15 protein-coding genes and 1 pseudogene are annotated in these 15,937 nt (G+C 36.9%); 13 read left to right on the top strand and 3 right to left on the bottom strand.

The window, feature by feature from the left end:
• Positions 1-26: 26 nt before the first annotated feature.
• The 10 genes and pseudogenes from IGI63_RS01810 to IGI63_RS01855 all read left to right on the top strand — a co-directional run bounded on the left by IGI63_RS01810 (position 27) and on the right by IGI63_RS01855 (position 8,431).
• A complete protein-coding gene (locus IGI63_RS01810; protein ID WP_429975202.1) occupies positions 27-497 on the top strand; it encodes a V-type ATP synthase subunit K in 471 nt (156 codons plus the stop codon).
• Positions 498-513: 16 nt separating this feature from the next.
• The gene (locus IGI63_RS01815) at positions 514-1,095 is read left to right on the top strand and encodes a V-type ATP synthase subunit E (RefSeq protein ID WP_002357678.1); all 582 of its coding nucleotides are present in this window, start codon (positions 514-516) and stop codon (positions 1,093-1,095) included.
• A gap of 16 nt (positions 1,096-1,111) precedes the next feature.
• Positions 1,112-2,113 carry a V-type ATPase subunit gene (locus IGI63_RS01820; protein ID WP_429975203.1) on the top strand — a complete coding sequence of 334 codons (1,002 nt, stop codon included), beginning with the start codon at positions 1,112-1,114 and terminating at the stop codon, positions 2,111-2,113.
• A complete protein-coding gene (locus IGI63_RS01825) occupies positions 2,103-2,414 on the top strand; it encodes a V-type ATP synthase subunit F (protein WP_125180756.1) in 312 nt (103 codons plus the stop codon). Before IGI63_RS01820 ends, IGI63_RS01825 begins: the two co-directional genes overlap by 11 nt.
• Positions 2,415-2,431: 17 nt before the next feature.
• A complete protein-coding gene (locus IGI63_RS01830) occupies positions 2,432-4,213 on the top strand; it encodes a V-type ATP synthase subunit A (RefSeq protein ID WP_002357675.1) in 1,782 nt (593 codons plus the stop codon).
• Entirely contained in the window at positions 4,206-5,582 is a 1,377-nt protein-coding gene (locus tag IGI63_RS01835; protein WP_002357674.1) for a V-type ATP synthase subunit B, read from the top strand. Before IGI63_RS01830 ends, IGI63_RS01835 begins: the two co-directional genes overlap by 8 nt.
• A gap of 4 nt (positions 5,583-5,586) precedes the next feature.
• The gene (locus tag IGI63_RS01840) at positions 5,587-6,222 is read left to right on the top strand and encodes a V-type ATP synthase subunit D (RefSeq protein ID WP_002357673.1); all 636 of its coding nucleotides are present in this window, start codon (positions 5,587-5,589) and stop codon (positions 6,220-6,222) included.
• Between the two features lie 74 nt (positions 6,223-6,296).
• On the top strand, positions 6,297-6,686 hold the full coding sequence (locus IGI63_RS01845; protein WP_002357671.1) for a hypothetical protein: 390 nt from the start codon (positions 6,297-6,299) through the stop codon (positions 6,684-6,686).
• A gap of 138 nt (positions 6,687-6,824) precedes the next feature.
• Positions 6,825-7,334: an RNA polymerase sigma factor gene (locus tag IGI63_RS01850; RefSeq protein ID WP_429975204.1), complete on the top strand. Its 510-nt coding sequence runs from the start codon at positions 6,825-6,827 to the stop codon at positions 7,332-7,334.
• A pseudogene (locus tag IGI63_RS01855) lies at positions 7,335-8,431 on the top strand (hypothetical protein).
• 110 nt (positions 8,432-8,541) lie between these two features.
• Here IGI63_RS01855 and IGI63_RS01860 read toward each other — a convergent pair.
• Positions 8,542-9,429 carry a serine hydrolase gene (locus IGI63_RS01860; protein WP_429975973.1) on the bottom strand — a complete coding sequence of 296 codons (888 nt, stop codon included), beginning with the start codon at positions 9,427-9,429 and terminating at the stop codon, positions 8,542-8,544.
• 154 nt (positions 9,430-9,583) lie between these two features.
• A complete protein-coding gene (locus IGI63_RS01865) occupies positions 9,584-11,464 on the bottom strand; it encodes a fructose-1,6-bisphosphatase (RefSeq protein WP_429975205.1) in 1,881 nt (626 codons plus the stop codon).
• 197 nt (positions 11,465-11,661) lie between these two features.
• On the opposite strand from IGI63_RS01865, the gene lysA reads away from it, so the two are divergent.
• Positions 11,662-12,972, top strand: coding sequence for a diaminopimelate decarboxylase (gene lysA, locus IGI63_RS01870; protein WP_429975206.1), 1,311 nt, complete (start codon positions 11,662-11,664; stop codon positions 12,970-12,972).
• Positions 12,973-13,118: 146 nt separating this feature from the next.
• On the top strand, positions 13,119-14,111 hold the full coding sequence (locus IGI63_RS01875; protein WP_429975974.1) for an alpha/beta hydrolase: 993 nt from the start codon (positions 13,119-13,121) through the stop codon (positions 14,109-14,111).
• On the opposite strand, the gene IGI63_RS01880 is transcribed toward IGI63_RS01875, so the two are convergent.
• Positions 14,108-14,659, bottom strand: a complete 552-nt coding sequence (locus tag IGI63_RS01880; RefSeq protein WP_429975207.1) for a hypothetical protein — start codon at positions 14,657-14,659, stop codon at positions 14,108-14,110. The genes IGI63_RS01875 and IGI63_RS01880 overlap by 4 nt on opposite strands.
• A 286-nt stretch (positions 14,660-14,945) precedes the next feature.
• Here IGI63_RS01880 and IGI63_RS01885 point away from each other — a divergent pair, with 286 nt between their 5' ends.
• Positions 14,946-15,800 carry a hypothetical protein gene (locus IGI63_RS01885; protein ID WP_429975208.1) on the top strand — a complete coding sequence of 285 codons (855 nt, stop codon included), beginning with the start codon at positions 14,946-14,948 and terminating at the stop codon, positions 15,798-15,800.
• Positions 15,801-15,937: the final 137 nt, after the last annotated feature.

The raw sequence follows: 15,937 nt of genomic DNA on the forward strand, positions 1-15,937 counted from the left end.
AAATTATTTATTGGAGGAAAATAGAGATGATGGATTACTTAATTAATAATGGTGGAATTGTTTTTGCAGTATTAGGAATGGCGATGGCGACAATTTTTGCTGGGATTGGATCAGCCAAAGGGGTTGGCTTTACTGGGGAAGCAGCAGCAGCTTTAACGACGGAGCAGCCAGAAAAATTTGGTCAAGCGTTAATTTTACAGTTATTACCAGGTACACAAGGACTGTACGGTTTCGTTATTGCTTTCTTAATTTATATTAACTTAGGAAACGATATGAGTATGGTTCAAGGATTGAACTATTTTGTAGCAGCTTTACCAATTGCTTTTGCAGGATTGTTCTCTGGGATTGCCCAAGGTCGTGTAGCCGCTGCGGGGATCCAAATTTTAGCGAAGAAACCAGAACATGCAACAAAAGGAATTATCTATGCTGCCATGGTTGAAACTTATGCCATCTTAGGGTTCGTAATTTCCTTCTTACTTGTATTGAACGTCAAATAATTGAGGAGGCAGATGGATGGATGCCATTGAAAAAATCATCAGTGAAATTAAGCAACAAGGAAAGCAAGAAGTCGAAGCCTATGTCACCAGTGAACAAACGCGCATCGATCAAGAATTCCAAGCAGCACAACAAGAAATTTTGCTGAAGCAAGAACATGAAATAGAAAAACGACAACAACAATTATTAAAAGAATTTAAACAACGCCAACAACGGCAAACACTAGAAATTCGTCAGGATGCATTAAATAAAAAACAAGCATATCTTAACCAATTATTTGACGAAGTGGTCTTAAAGATGAGTGAATGGTCAGCGGAAGAATTTCAAGAATTCATGAAAGCACAATTAGGTTCACTTGAATTAACAGGAAAAGCAACCATTCTTTTAGGCGAGTATTCTCAAACGAAAGTGACGCAAGAATGGCTGACCGCCCTTTCTGATGCTACTGTTCAATGGGAGCTTTCAGAGGAAGTTGTTCCAAAAGAAAGTGGCTTTATCGTTGCAAAAGACGGTTTGGATTATAATTTTCTCTTTTCAGCATTAGTTGAAGAGATTCAAAAAACAGAAGGCTTTAAAGTAGCAGAAAAACTTTTCAGTTAAGAAGGGAGGACGTAGAATGAGAAAACCAACGTATCATCAAATTAATCCGCTGATTCGTTTAAAAGAAACGGAGCTGCTTTCTGAGCAACAGTTTCAACAACTTTTAGAAGCGGAAACAGTTGAAGACGTTAAAAATATGTTAAAAAGTACGGTTTATCAACCTTATTTAACCGAAACTTTTGAAGAAAAATTTGACTACCATTCTTCTGAAGCGCTGGGAAGTCTTTATCGCTGGTTATATGAAATGGCTCCAGAACCAGCTGTAGTAACGTTGTATACGATGCGTTTTACCTTCCATAACTTGAAAATTTTGACGAAAGCTGAGCGAACAGGTAAAGATTTTGATTATCTTTATTTAGAAGATGGTCGTTATTCTCTAAACACAGTCAAAAGTGCCATTCATACAAAAAACTCTTCCGAACTTGAGCCAGCATTATTAGAAGTGATCCGTGATGTTTTTGCCTATCTGGAAGAAGGCGGTTTGCCGCAAGCAATTGATATCCTTTATGATCGAGCATTTTTACAGCAACAACGAAAATTGGCGGATGAATTGGGCTGTGAAGAGTTAACGAAGGAAGTCATCGCTTTTATTGATTTAACCAATCTATCAACGATGGCTAGAGGGATTGTTCAACATCAAAACAGTAACTTTTTATCAACCGTGCTTTCTAGCGCTGGCAGTCTCTCAAAGAAAGAGCTGTTGACCTATGCGGAAAAGTCACTTGTAGAATTTACAGCATTTGTCAGAACAACGAATTACGGACAACTATTAGAAAAGATTATCAATAAAGAAACCAATGAATTAAATTTATTGGCTTTTGAAAAACTCAAAGATGATTACCTGACCTCAATGTATGAAAACGGTCGGACGGTTGCTTTTGGGCCGCTCCCATTACTAGCCTTTTTGAATGCGAAAGAGGTTGAATGGAAAAATCTACGTTTAATTTTGGTCGGAAAACATAGTGGGTTTTCAAATGAAAAAATTCGAGAAAGGATGCGAAAAGTCAATGGGGTATAAAATTGGTGTCATTGGAGACAAAAATTCAATCTTACCATTTAAACTGTTTGGCTTTGAGGTCCATCATGCCATTTCAGAAATGCAAGTTAGAGAAGCCATTGAAACTATGGCAAAAAATAAGTTTGGGGTCATTTTCATAACGGAAGAAGCCTCTGCTTTAGCAGAAGAAACGATTGAACGATACAAAGAACAAGTGACACCAGCGATTATTTTAATCCCAAGTCATAATGGTACAATCGGAATCGGTTTAAGTGAGATTGAAAAAAATGTTGAAAAAGCAATTGGACAAAATATTTTATAATGCAAAGGAGAATGAGCGTGCAAATTGGAAAAATTGTCAAAGTTTCAGGTCCTTTGATTTTAGCTGAAAACATGTCAGATGCTAGTATCCAAGACATTTGTCATGTAGGAGATTTAGGCGTTATCGGAGAGATTATTGAAATGCGAGGCGACGTCGCTTCGATTCAAGTATATGAAGAAACAACAGGCATTGGACCAGGAGAACCAGTTATTTCAACAGGAGAACCATTATCTGTTGAATTAGCCCCAGGTTTAATTGCCGAAATGTTTGATGGTATTCAACGACCATTGGATACATTTCAAGAAGTAACCCACAGTAACTTTTTAGGCCGTGGCGTTAAAATTGATGCGTTAGATCGTGAGAAAAAATGGACGTTTGAACCAACTGTGGCAGTTGGTGAAGAAGTGTCGGCAGGTGACATCGTCGGTGTGGTTCAAGAAACACCGATTATTCAACATAAAATTATGGTGCCTTTCGGCGTTTCAGGAACGATTGCCGAAATTAAAGCAGGTGACTTTGCCATTGATGAAACAGTTTACTCAGTGAAAACGGCTAAAGGAACGGAAAGTTTTAGCATGATGCAAAAATGGCCCGTTCGGCGGGGACGTCCCATTTTAGAAAAACTAAGTCCCAAAGTACCGATGGTGACCGGACAACGCGTAATTGATACCTTTTTCCCAATTACGAAAGGCGGAGCGGCAGCAGTTCCAGGACCATTTGGCGCTGGAAAAACAGTCGTTCAGCACCAAATTGCCAAGTGGGCCGATGTCGACTTAGTCGTTTACGTTGGTTGTGGGGAACGCGGGAATGAAATGACAGATGTTTTAAATGAATTTCCAGAATTAATTGATCCAACAACTGGTGAGTCTTTGATGAATCGGACGATTTTAATTGCGAATACGTCAAATATGCCGGTAGCGGCACGGGAAGCCTCGATTTATACAGGGATTACCATTGCAGAATATTTCCGTGATATGGGTTACTCAGTCGCAATTATGGCGGATTCTACTTCTCGTTGGGCAGAAGCGTTACGAGAAATGAGTGGTCGGTTAGAAGAAATGCCTGGTGATGAAGGCTATCCAGCCTATTTAGGTAGTCGCTTAGCTGAATATTATGAACGAGCAGGACAAGTCATCGCGTTAGGAAAAGATCATCGTGAAGGAAGCATTACGGCGATTAGTGCGGTTTCGCCATCTGGTGGGGACATATCAGAACCTGTCACACAAAATACGTTACGCGTTGTTAAAGTATTCTGGGGCTTAGATTCTCAATTAGCACAAAAACGTCATTTTCCTTCTATTAACTGGTTGCAAAGTTATTCTCTTTACTCCACAGAAGTAGGGCAATATTTAGACTTGGAATTGCAAGGAAACTGGGCCGCTATGGTAGCTGAAGGGATGCGGATTTTACAAGAGGAATCTCAATTGGAAGAAATTGTTCGTTTGGTTGGGATTGATTCCTTGTCGGATAAAGACCGTTTAACGTTGGAAACAGCCAAATCATTACGGGAAGACTATTTGCAACAAAATGCTTTTGATGACGTGGATACGTTCACTTCTCGAACCAAACAAGCGAAAATGTTGCAATTGATTCTAACTTTTGGTGAAGAAGGTCAAAAAGCCTTAAGTTTAGGCACTTATTTCTCTGAGTTAATGGCGGGAACAGTTGAAATCCGCGATCGCATTGCTCGTAGCAAGTATTTACCAGAAGAAGAATTAGAAAAATTGGATCGTTTACAAGCAGAAATTAAAACAACGATAAAAGAAATCATTGCTGAAGGAGGAATGACGAATGATTAAAGAATATCGTACAATCAATGAAGTCGTTGGTCCTCTGATGATTGTTGAAAAAGTGGCAGGCGTAAAGTACGAAGAATTAATTGAAGTACGCATGCAAAATGGCGAAATTCGCCAAGGGCAAGTTTTAGAAATCAATGGAGATAAAGCGATGGTCCAAATTTTTGAAGGAACGAGTAACATCAATATTCGTGATTCAAAAGTTCGCTTTCTGGGACATCCTTTAGAATTAGGGGTTTCGCCAGATATGATGGGGCGCGTTTTTGACGGCTTAGGTCGCTTAAAAGATAATGGACCAGAATTATTACCTGAGAAAAAATTAGATATTAACGGCGAAGTTATCAATCCAGTTGCTCGTGATTATCCCGATGAGTTCATCCAAACAGGGATTTCAGCGATTGACCATTTAAATACCTTAGTTCGTGGTCAAAAATTACCTGTTTTTTCAGCATCTGGCTTACCTCATAAAGAATTAGCGGCACAAATTGCCAGACAAGCCAACGTGTTAAATAGTGAAGAAGAATTTGCCGTAGTTTTTGCGGCCATTGGGATTACCTTTGAAGAAGCGGAATATTTTATGGAAGATTTCCGTCAAACAGGCGCAATTGATCGTTCAGTCTTGTTTATGAACTTAGCGAATGATCCAGCCATTGAACGGATTGCAACACCTAGAATGGCTTTGACAGCCGCTGAATATTTAGCTTATGAAAAGGGCATGCATGTCTTAGTTATCATGACGGATATGACCAATTATTGCGAAGCGTTGCGAGAAATTTCAGCAGCACGCCGTGAAGTTCCAGGACGTCGTGGTTACCCGGGTTATCTTTACACGAACTTAGCAACGTTGTATGAACGGGCAGGCCGAATTCGTGGCTCAAAAGGTTCCGTAACACAGATTCCTATTTTAACAATGCCAGAGGAGGATAAAACACATCCAATTCCCGATTTAACTGGCTATATTACAGAAGGGCAAATTATCTTGTCCCGGGAACTATATAAGAGCGGTATCCAACCACCAATTGATGTATTGCCATCACTTTCCCGTCTTAAAGACAAAGGAACTGGCGAAGGCAAAACGCGCGGGGATCATGCAGCGACGATGAATCAATTGTTCTCAGCCTATGCACAAGGGAAACAAGCCAAAGAATTAGCTGTCATTTTAGGAGAATCAGCTCTTTCCGATGTCGATAAAATTTACGCAGCTTTTGCCCAACGTTTTGAAGAAGAATATGTCAATCAAGGATTCGATACAAACCGTTCGATTGAAGAAACGTTAGATCTTGGGTGGGAACTATTAAGTATGCTACCGAGAACAGAACTAAAACGAATTAAAGAGGATATGCTCGATCAATATTTAACTGAAGGGAAGTAGAAAAATGGCTCGATTAAATGTTAATCCAACCCGTATGGAACTTTCCCGATTGAAAAAACAGTTAACTACGGCCACGAGAGGTCATAAGTTGCTGAAAGACAAACAAGATGAATTGATGCGACGGTTTATTGCGCTAGTCAAAGAAAACAATGAGTTACGTATTCAGGTTGAACAAGAAGTGACGGATGCGTTATCAAATTTTGTATTGGCAAACGCAACGTTGAACGAAGCCTTTATTGAAGAGTTAGTGGCAATTCCAGCCGAAAAAGTTGAATTAGAAATTATTGAACAGAACATCTTAAGTGTGCCAGTTCCTAAAATGATTTTTGATTACGATGAATCGGTTCAAGAAGCACCCTTAGATTATGGCTACGTGAATTCAAACAGCGAGCTTGATCAAGCTTTTGCTAAAATTTCAAGCATTTTACCGAAATTATTAGCACTTGCAAATGTTGAAAAGACGTGCCAATTATTATCAAAAGAAATTGAAAAAACGCGTCGTCGTGTCAACGCCTTAGAGTATATGACGATTCCGCAATTAGAAGAAACAATTTACTACATTCAAATGAAATTAGAAGAAAATGAACGTGGCGAAATTACACGTTTAATTAAAATTAAAAGCATGAACAAAGAAAATTAGTGGTTAGAAAGAACGAGTGCGAAGCCAGTTGGTAGCTTTCGTGCTCGTTTTTAATAAAAAAGGGAGTGGAAAAAATGAAAAATGAAGAACGCCGCAAAGCGATTGCACTGAATTGTCAAAAATACGAAAGTGACTATGCTCGCTTGGTGGAACCAATCAATGAGCTACTGTTAAACTTGGGAGCGGCTATTTCAGAAGAAGCCGCGAAGCAAATCATTCTGAATGTAAAACGATATCATCACGGCGTGAAATATCTTCCTGAGTGTCATTTAGATGAAAGTAACCAATTTATCGAAGATGGGCTTGAAGCTCTTAAAAAGGGAGATTTAGGCAACGGTGCGTTACAACTATTTGGGGCTGGCTTAAACTTTGCTAGTTTTGCAGCAAAAGCACAAGGAACCAAAAAAATTGATGCCCACCAAATGTTGGCAGAACGTTTTACGAAGTTGTTGTCTGTAAAGTAGCCAGCTACTCATTGTGAATTTTAGTATCTGGGACAGTAGTCAAAATGACTTTTGTCCCAGATATTTTTTTTATAAAAATATGAAACCTTTTACAGATACTTAACGTCTAATAGTTAGTTAAATGAAAAGAGGTGTTTTATGGATAAAATTTCAACAAAAAAATTAGTTCAGAAAGCAAAAAAAGGAGATGGACAAGCATTTGTTCACCTTTGTCAAAAATATGAAACAGTTTTATACAATGCTGCATATAAAATGCTATTAAACGAAGTCGACGTTGCTGATTGTTTACAAGAAACTGAACTATGTGCATGGGAAAAAATAACAACATTAAAAAATGAACATGCGTTTAATTCATGGATTTTTAAAATAATGTTAAACCAAGTTCAAAATATTTTTAGAGAAAAGCAGAGAACAACTCACTGGATGGATACTTATTCTTCTGTTCCTGCTTTTGATGATTTATATAATTTGGATAAAGGATTACATAAATTACCTGATAATTATCGCGTTCCGCTAGTTATGTACTATTATGTTGGCTTTAGTATAAAAGAAATCGCTCAGCAACTTGATGTTTCAACAAATACCATCAAAATTCGTCTTTCTCGTGGTCGAAAAAAATTAAGGACATATTTAAAGGAGACATGGTAAATGGATAGAAAACGAAGTGATATATTAAAATATGAAAAAAAGATGCCTTTAGAAACAGTGGAACGTTTAAACACACAAAGAACTAAGATATTAATGGGAGAAATAAAACAATACAGACAGCCAAAGAAAAAAATATCGCGTAAACATTTAATTATAGGGCTAATTAGTATTGCTACCACTTTTACTTTGATAGTAAAAACACCCATTGGACGTGCCATAGAAGAGGTATTGGGGATTAGTCAAGATACAGGTGTTCAAACAGTAGAATCTTCTGGTGTTCCAACAAAACTAGAATTGCGGAGTGTACAAAATGAGCGAGAAATCGTATTAACAAAATTTGTATCGACAAAAAATAAAATGGCGTTTGATTATCAATTTAAGATTAAAGATCAGAAATTAAAAGAGTTATTACAGAAAAAAATCGCTAGAAATAATTATTCTCAAGATATTCAACTAGGGTTATTTAGAGAAGGAAGCAAAGAAGATTTATTTGGGGGTGTAAGTTCAACATCGTTATATAGAATCGAGAAGGATGTTTTTTATGGTTCAGTGATTTCAACTTTCAATAAGCAAAAACTTGTTAGTCAAGATCAATTAACGCTTCATATCTACCGATTAGCTTGGGAAGATCAAGAACAGCATGATAATGAATTAAAAGAAGCAATCAAAGCAAGTAGCCGATCTTTTAGTGTTGAGAATGCATTAGAGTATCAAGGCGATTGGACGTTTAAAATTCCTTACCAACCCATTATGAAAGAAACGATACCTAGCATTAAAAACGTGAAAAAAATTAAAAATATTAAGGCCCAAAGTGATGCGCTTCAAACTACGCTGATTATGGATGTTCCAAATCCAGAAAAAAATAAAAAAGTCGTGATATTCTAATTTCAGTTTATAAAAACGGTCTTGAGATACCTATTGCACGTCAAATTGGTAGTGGCTTTAATAAAGGGGAAGATGCTACAATTAACATTTCTTTTGACTTAAGTAGTTTGGATCATAAGTCATTATATAAAGTAATCGTTAGAAATTCTTATGAAGATGATGCAGCAGGAAAAGAATTAGGTTCGTTGGAGTTAAAAAATACTCAGAAATAATTGCTAAAAAGGTTATGGGAAATACAAATATTTTAATTAATATAACTACTAAAAAAAGCATCTTTTTTATTGAGCGTTGTCATTAAAAAAAGATGCTTTTATTTTCATTATCAATGGTTATCATTAGGATATTCAGACACCTGTAATTGCCATAACTTATCTGTCACTGAAGCAATAAACGCAGCACTCTTAGCATTATCAGGTCCTTTAGTAAAAATTGCTAAAGCAAAGGGGTGAGGTGTTTCTAAAATCCCCATATCATGAATAAATTCATCATAGGAACCAATTTTATGAGCAACTTTTCCTTGAGTTGTGGGAGTTTCCATTCTTTCATGGAAAACACTTTGTTTCATAGAATCATAAATCGCTTGGTAATCTGGTTTTGTTGCTTTTTCAGTATATAATCTTTGTAGAATAACTAGCGCATCTTCCGAAGAAAATTGTGGTTCTTCAATCGAAGGTGACTTGTGCAAATAACGCTGATACATTTCTCGTTTTACTTTTGCATCACCACCCAATGTATCATAGAGCATATTTTTAGCGATATTATCAGAATAGGTGATGGCATATTCTTGTAACGTTTTTAATGGATATTCTGGTTGGATATTATAGGCAATGATCCCAGTTCCTTCTTCATAATCTTCTTCAGCGTTATAAGGAATCAGGTCTGTCCATTTTTTTTGACCAGAAGCAACCGTGTCGGCGACTAACATCGTCAGTGGCACTTTAATAGTACTAGCTGTATAAAATTCATGTTGGCCATTCACGGAACGTTGTTCGCCAGTTTCTAAATCTAAATAACTAATCCCGACCGTTCCTTCAAATTCTTTGACAGAAGCGACGAGCAGGTCATTTATTTTATCAAAAAATACTGTATTTGCTGAATTATTTTCTTCCTTGTCTTTCGTATGCTTCTCATGTTTGGCGGAATCAATTGTAACTTTTTGTTCAGATTCTTTGGCATAATCTTCGCCACGACTTGAGAAGAAGAAGCCCACAATTAGGAAAAAGCAAAGAAAGAAAATGGTGCCGTAAAGTGAGAGTTGCTGTTTCTTCAATGTAAAACCCTTTCCGTTTCTCTAATAGATATTTTTCTCAACTCCTCCATTTAATCATTTTTCGGATAAGAGCGCAAGCGTCTTTTTAACGGCACTACTGGTTTTGTTTCATTTGTTTTTGGAGTGCTTGCGATTGCTTTAATAGCTCTTTGCCGATAGTGGTATCTTTCACCAATAACCGCTGTAAGGGGCGATCGATGACTTGTTTGATGGAATGAATGTCTTGATTATTTAAAATGGCTGTTTCTTTACTAGAAAAAGATTTATGCGCGGTCAGTTGTAACCCGAACGAGTTGTACAATAATGTATAACCAGCAATTCCAGTAATTGTCTGATAAGATTTTGAAAAGCCGCCGTCAATTACGAGAAGTGTGCCATTTGCTTTGATCGGCGATTCGCCTTTTGTTCGTTTAACTGGTGTATGGCCATTAATGATATGTCGATTTTCACCAGTCACTTCAAATTCATCTAGGATTCTTTCACAAACTTCAACCGTATCACGCAAAGAGTAGTAAGGATTCTTTTCTTCGTAATGTGTTTCTTTTTCAGCGAGAAAATAACGCTCAAAGGTTTTCATAGCTCGTTTGCCAAATAATGAGGAACCTTCGCCACACCAAAGATACCATAAACAATCTGTCGCATAGTCATCTGTAATAGCAGGCTGAGTGTATGCTTCTTCTAACATTTTCTGAAAGAAGTCAACTAAAGCTTTTCCTGAATAGGAGTGGCCTTTAAATGTGTAAGCTTGAAAAGTACCGTCCGCATTCAGAGGCAGACAGCCGTGGATCAATAAATTTTGATTATACACAAGGTAAAGAGAAGCTTTTTCCATTAGAAAGCGCATGTGTTTTGTTAACCGCGGCGAAGACTGAAATTGCGTTAATAAATCATCAATTATCTGTTTTTCCTCACGTGTTAATTGGTAAGGCTGCTCTTCAGAAACGGTTTGGAAACAGCTGTTAATTAATGTATAACGACATTCGTCAAAAGTAATAGTTTCCCCTTGAATCTTATCTAAGCGTAGCCGATGTGCCAAGTTAAAATCAGGACGTCGACCAATAATTTGGCCTTCTAGTTTTTCTTGAATAATGGCAATGGCTTGTTGCACACGCATCGCTATTTGTTTTTCAGCTTCAGTTAACGCACGATAGGGATTTTTCTTGGGTGCAAAAGCAGGATTTTCTTTATACGTTTCTAAACTAAATTTTTTTAAGGCGGTTAAATCGATAGCATAACGTTCTTCTAACAAATCTAAATTTCCATAGCGAGCACAAATACGTACTACATTGGCTAAACAAGCCAGTGAACCACTATAAGCAGCCAGCCAAATCATATCGTGATTGCCTAGTTGAATATCCAAGGAGTGATAGGACATTAATCGGTCCATAATTTTATCTGGTGCTGGCCCCCGGTCATAGATATCCCCAATAACATGTAGGTGATCGATAATCAGACGTTGGATTAGATAAGCTAATTCTGTCACGAAACGTTTGGCTTCACCTAGTAAAATAATTTTTTCAATAATTTGTTGATAGTAACCATTTTTGGTTGTTGTTTCATCATATTGATAAATCAATTCTTCGAGAATATACCCATAAGTTTCAGGAAGGGTTTTACGAACTTTAGAACGTGTGTACTTCATCGAAGAAGAACGGACGATTTCAACCAGACGACGAATCGTTAATAGCCACCATTCATAAGAGAGGGCGCTTTCATTTTCTAAAAGTGTTAATTTTTCTTCTGGATAGTAGATAATAAAACAAAGCTCGTCCATCTGATGGGCATTTAATTCTTGTTTAAATAAAAATTGAACTTTTTCTCGGATTCGCCCAGAACCATTTCTTAAAATATGGTCAAAAGCTTCAAATTCACCATGTAAATCACTGACAAAATGTTCTGTTCCTTTCGGTAAATTCAAAATTGCTTCCAAATTAATAATTTCTTCAATTTGTTGATCGCGGTTCAGTGTAGCCAAGTCATCTGCCTTCTTTCTTTTTCGTATATACCAATTTTTATTTAAAAGATTAAAGTCTTGATAATAAAGGTTTTTTATTCGTATGCCAATTATTGTAGGCTATTTGGCGAAAAAAAGCAACAGGAGAAAGTCAGAGAAAAATGTGGAAAATTATAGGAAGCTACTGGGTTTTATGCTATGATTTTTAATAAAACGAAATGAAGGGGCGGGAAAACATGTTATTTGGTACAGCAAAAATGAATCGGGAAAATCATTTAGAAATCGGTGGTTGTGACACCGTAAAGTTGGCGCAAAAATTCGGGACGCCGTTATTTGTCTATGATGTCGCTCATATTCGCGCACAAGCACGTGGTTTTAAACAAACGTTAAATCAATTAGGTATCAAAAATAAAGTGGTTTATGCAAGTAAAGCATTTAGTTGTTTAGCTATTTATCAAGTGTTAAAGGAAGAAGATATTGCTTGTGATGTTGTCTCTGGTGGAGAACTATTCACAGCTTTAAAAGGGGGCATGGAGCCAGCGGAAATTGAGTTCCATGGAAATAATAAAACCCCTGAAGAATTACGTTATGCTTTGGATAACAAAATAGGTACAATTGTCATTGATAATTTTTACGAAATTGACTTGTTGGAAGAATTATTAACTACACGAAACCAAACACAAAAAGTTCTTTTTCGGGTGAGTCCTGGTGTGGATGCAGAAACACATGATTACATTTTGACAGGCCAAGAAGATTCAAAATTTGGTTTTGATGTTGCAAGTGGCCAGGCAACAGAAGCGCTCGTTCGCCTTTTATCAAATCCCTCTTTTGATGTGCAAGGGGTCCATTGCCATATTGGCTCGCAAATTTTTGCTGTGGAAGGCTTTTTAGCTGCTGTTGAAAAAATGTTCACTATTTTAGAAGACTGGCGGCAAGTCCATCAATTTACAGCACGTGTTTTAAATATGGGTGGTGGTTTTGGTGTGCAGTACACGCAGCAAGATGAGCCATTAGCACCAGCAACATTTGTTGAAAAAATTGTTTATTCCTTGAAAGGTCATTGTGAACAATTAGGGTATCCACTGCCTGAGCTTTGGATTGAACCAGGCCGCAGTTTAATTGCCGAAGCGGGCACAACGATATATACAGTTGGCGCGCAAAAAGAGGTTCCTGGTGTTCGTCATTTTGTTTCCGTAGATGGTGGCATGGGTGATAATATACGGCCTGCTTTGTATCAAGCAGTTTATGATTGTTTTCTAGCGAATCGTGATGGGCATGATTCAGTCAAGAAAGTCACAGTGGTTGGTAAATATTGCGAATCAGGAGATGTCTTACTTCGAGATATTTTATTGCCAGAAGTTAAAGCAGGGTATTTATTGGCCATTAGTAGTACTGGGGCTTACGGTTATTCAATGGCAAGTAATTACAACCGAAATCCTCGACCAGCGGTGGTTTTTGTCGAAGATGGACAAGCAAAATTAGTTGCTCGCCGTGAGACATATGAAGATATGACAACGTTGGATTGTTGATAGATTAAAAGTAGCCGCCTCTTTTTGAGACGGCTGCTTTTTTTTCAAAAAATAACAAAATGTAAGGGTGATTTCTTTCAGAAATGAAAAATCCATAGTATATTAAATGAAGAAGGAAATACTTTAGAAGAGGGTGTGATTTGCAGATGAAATGGCTCCTCGGGTTACTGATCATTTTTGCAATGATTGGCGTTGTTTTTTCTTTTTACATTGCCAATTATTTTTTGAAAATTGCGTTGCTTAAAGACAACCCTTGGTATCATAAAAAAGGGCATCGGTTATTAAATCCTGATAATTTTCAAGAACGTGAAACAAGATATACAAAAATAGAAGAACAACAAAAACAAGAAGGCGAAGCTTTTTGGACAGAGTCTTTTGCTGAAGATCGTTGGTTGAAAATTAAAGATGAAACATTGTATGCACGGTGCTTTATTCCTTATCCAGATAACCATCGTTGGGCGATTTGTGTGCATGGTTATCGTTCAAACGGAAAACGCGATATGGCATATACTGCATTACGTTTTGCAGAAGAAGGCTACAATGTTTTAGTTCCCGATTTGCGTGCGCACGGGAAAAGTTCAGGGAATAAAATTGGGATGGGATGGCTGGATCGGTTAGATTTATTAAGTTGGATTAGTGAAGTTCTTGCCATTGATATGGAAGCAGAAATTATTTTAGTGGGCGGTTCCATGGGAGCGGCTACTGTCATGATGGCAAGTGGTGAAAAGTTACCAACGAATGTCCGCGGATTAATAGTGGATTGTGGCTACACTTCTGTTTATGATGAATTTAAATATGTCCTACATGAATCTTTTCATTTACCCGCTTTTCCTATTTTAACAATTGCTAATCAATTAGCATTAAATAACTATGGCTTTCAATTGAAAACCGCTTCTTCCGTGAGACAATTACACAAAAATACGTTGCCCACATTCTTTATTCACGGTACAGGTGATCGCTTTGTTCCAATGATAATGTTTGAAGAAAATTTAGCGGCAACTCAGGGGATAAAAAAAGGCCTCATTGTTGCTAAAGCACCACATTTATCTTCAAGTGTCTACGAACCTGAAAATTATTACAGTAGTATTTTTGAATTTTTGGAAGAAAACTGTCCTGCAGTAAAAATAATATCCGACTAAAAAAGACATGGATTTTCATGAGTCCATGTCTTTTTTTGTCTGACTCGTTTAGCTAAATTTAAAGTGCTTAAAAAGAAAAATAACGGCGCCAAACTACCAAGGCAAAGGAACCATTTCATTGAATAAGTTAACTCTTGCTGTAAAAGAGATTCTCGTATATAGCTGAAACCTTCGCCATGGACCCGCAAATAAATATAAATGTAAGCAAAAAGAATCACTAAAGGCAAAATACAGACTTCTAATATTTCCAAAAGATAAGGAAAGGTTTTATTTAATAATTTGAGGCGTGTCTTATTCAATAGATAAGCAAAAATGAAAATTGACCATAAAAAACCAAAAAAACTAATCAAATAAAAAATCAGATTCGCACTTCCTGCATTCATAAAAGCTTTCGGGAAAAGTAGTCTGCCGATGAATGTATTTTTAATTGTAAAAGGCACATCAAAAATGGAAATATAAAGACAAAAAAGTACTAATGTTAACAAGGCATGCCAAATCTTTTTCTCCATTTCATTTAAAAAATATCTAATTACTTGGTACATTTCCATAAACTGTCGCTCCGTGTTTGAAATAATCGTAGTTTTGACTATACCATAGCTGTTCTCAATTTTCTTGAAAAAAATACACGCAACCAGCCTCGACTATACGAAACACACAGAGTGTCTAAAAAATAAGTTGCCGATCGCATTTTTTCGCATGCTAGTGTTGCACTTCTGTTTCGTTGGTGTTTTCTAATTGCTGATTTGTTGATTAAAAAAGGGCAGGAGGGAGCGTTTTTCTAGTATAATAATATAAAAGAATATAGAGAAAATCGTAGGATGGGAGTTATTCAAAGTGGCGGAGATTACAGTTAAGACAATTTCAGCGAAAGATGATTTAAAGAAGTTGCTTTTGGGTCAAGAGTATGACCAACAGCAGCCAGTTAAAAATATTTTAAAAGCTAGAACATCGAATGTCCATATTGAAAAGTACGAGGTTGTGGAGGATGTTTTTTTAAAGTTAACTGGGAAGGCGACCGCGCACAAAGATATTATGAACTCATTTTGGACAACGTATAAAATTATGTTACAACTTGTTTATCCCGATTTCTTTAGACCAGCGGAAGTAATTGGGGAAAATCAAGAAAGCTATTTAGAAAAACCTTCTGAACAGAATTTGCTTGCAGTAAATAGCAAGTATCCGCCTCATGATTCCGGGGCATCGGCTGTGATTTCGGACCAATATTTAACTTATTTTGACCAAGTTTTTCCTGACTATTTACCAAATCCTGTACCCAAAAAATATACATGGAATGAATTCCTTCTCGACAATTTTACTAAATTTGATCGAGTTCATCAGGACCCACAATTAAAGCGTTTTGCCGAGCTTACCCATTCAATTGGAAACATTACAGTAGTTCCACTAGGGTTTAACAGGGGAAGAAGTTTATCGTTTAAAGATTATTGGGATTATTCTTTAGAACAACTTTCGATATTTTTAGCTTCATTTCATTCATGGGAAAGCTACGTTCATACGTATGAGATGCAACCATTTTTAAATGAACAGTATCAACCAGTAGCGCTATGGAAAAATCATTTGAAAAAAGACTCGTTTATCTTACCTCAGAATATAGAGGAGATAAATGAATATTTAGTTCAAGTAAATCAACGAATAGAAAAAAGAGGGCAGCGAATAGTGAATCGGTTGTAATGAAATAAGAATCGCCTTTTCGCTAAATGTTGAAAGACTCGAATCTTGTGCTCTTTTATTGACTCAGAAACAGAGAACAATTAAACTACTAGATTAGTATCAAAAAATAATTGCGTATAGGGATAACCAGTCGCATG

It is taken from the genome of Enterococcus sp. DIV0086 (assembly GCF_050498705.1).
In the GTDB taxonomy this organism is placed as follows: Bacteria; Bacillota; Bacilli; order Lactobacillales; family Enterococcaceae; genus Enterococcus; species Enterococcus faecalis.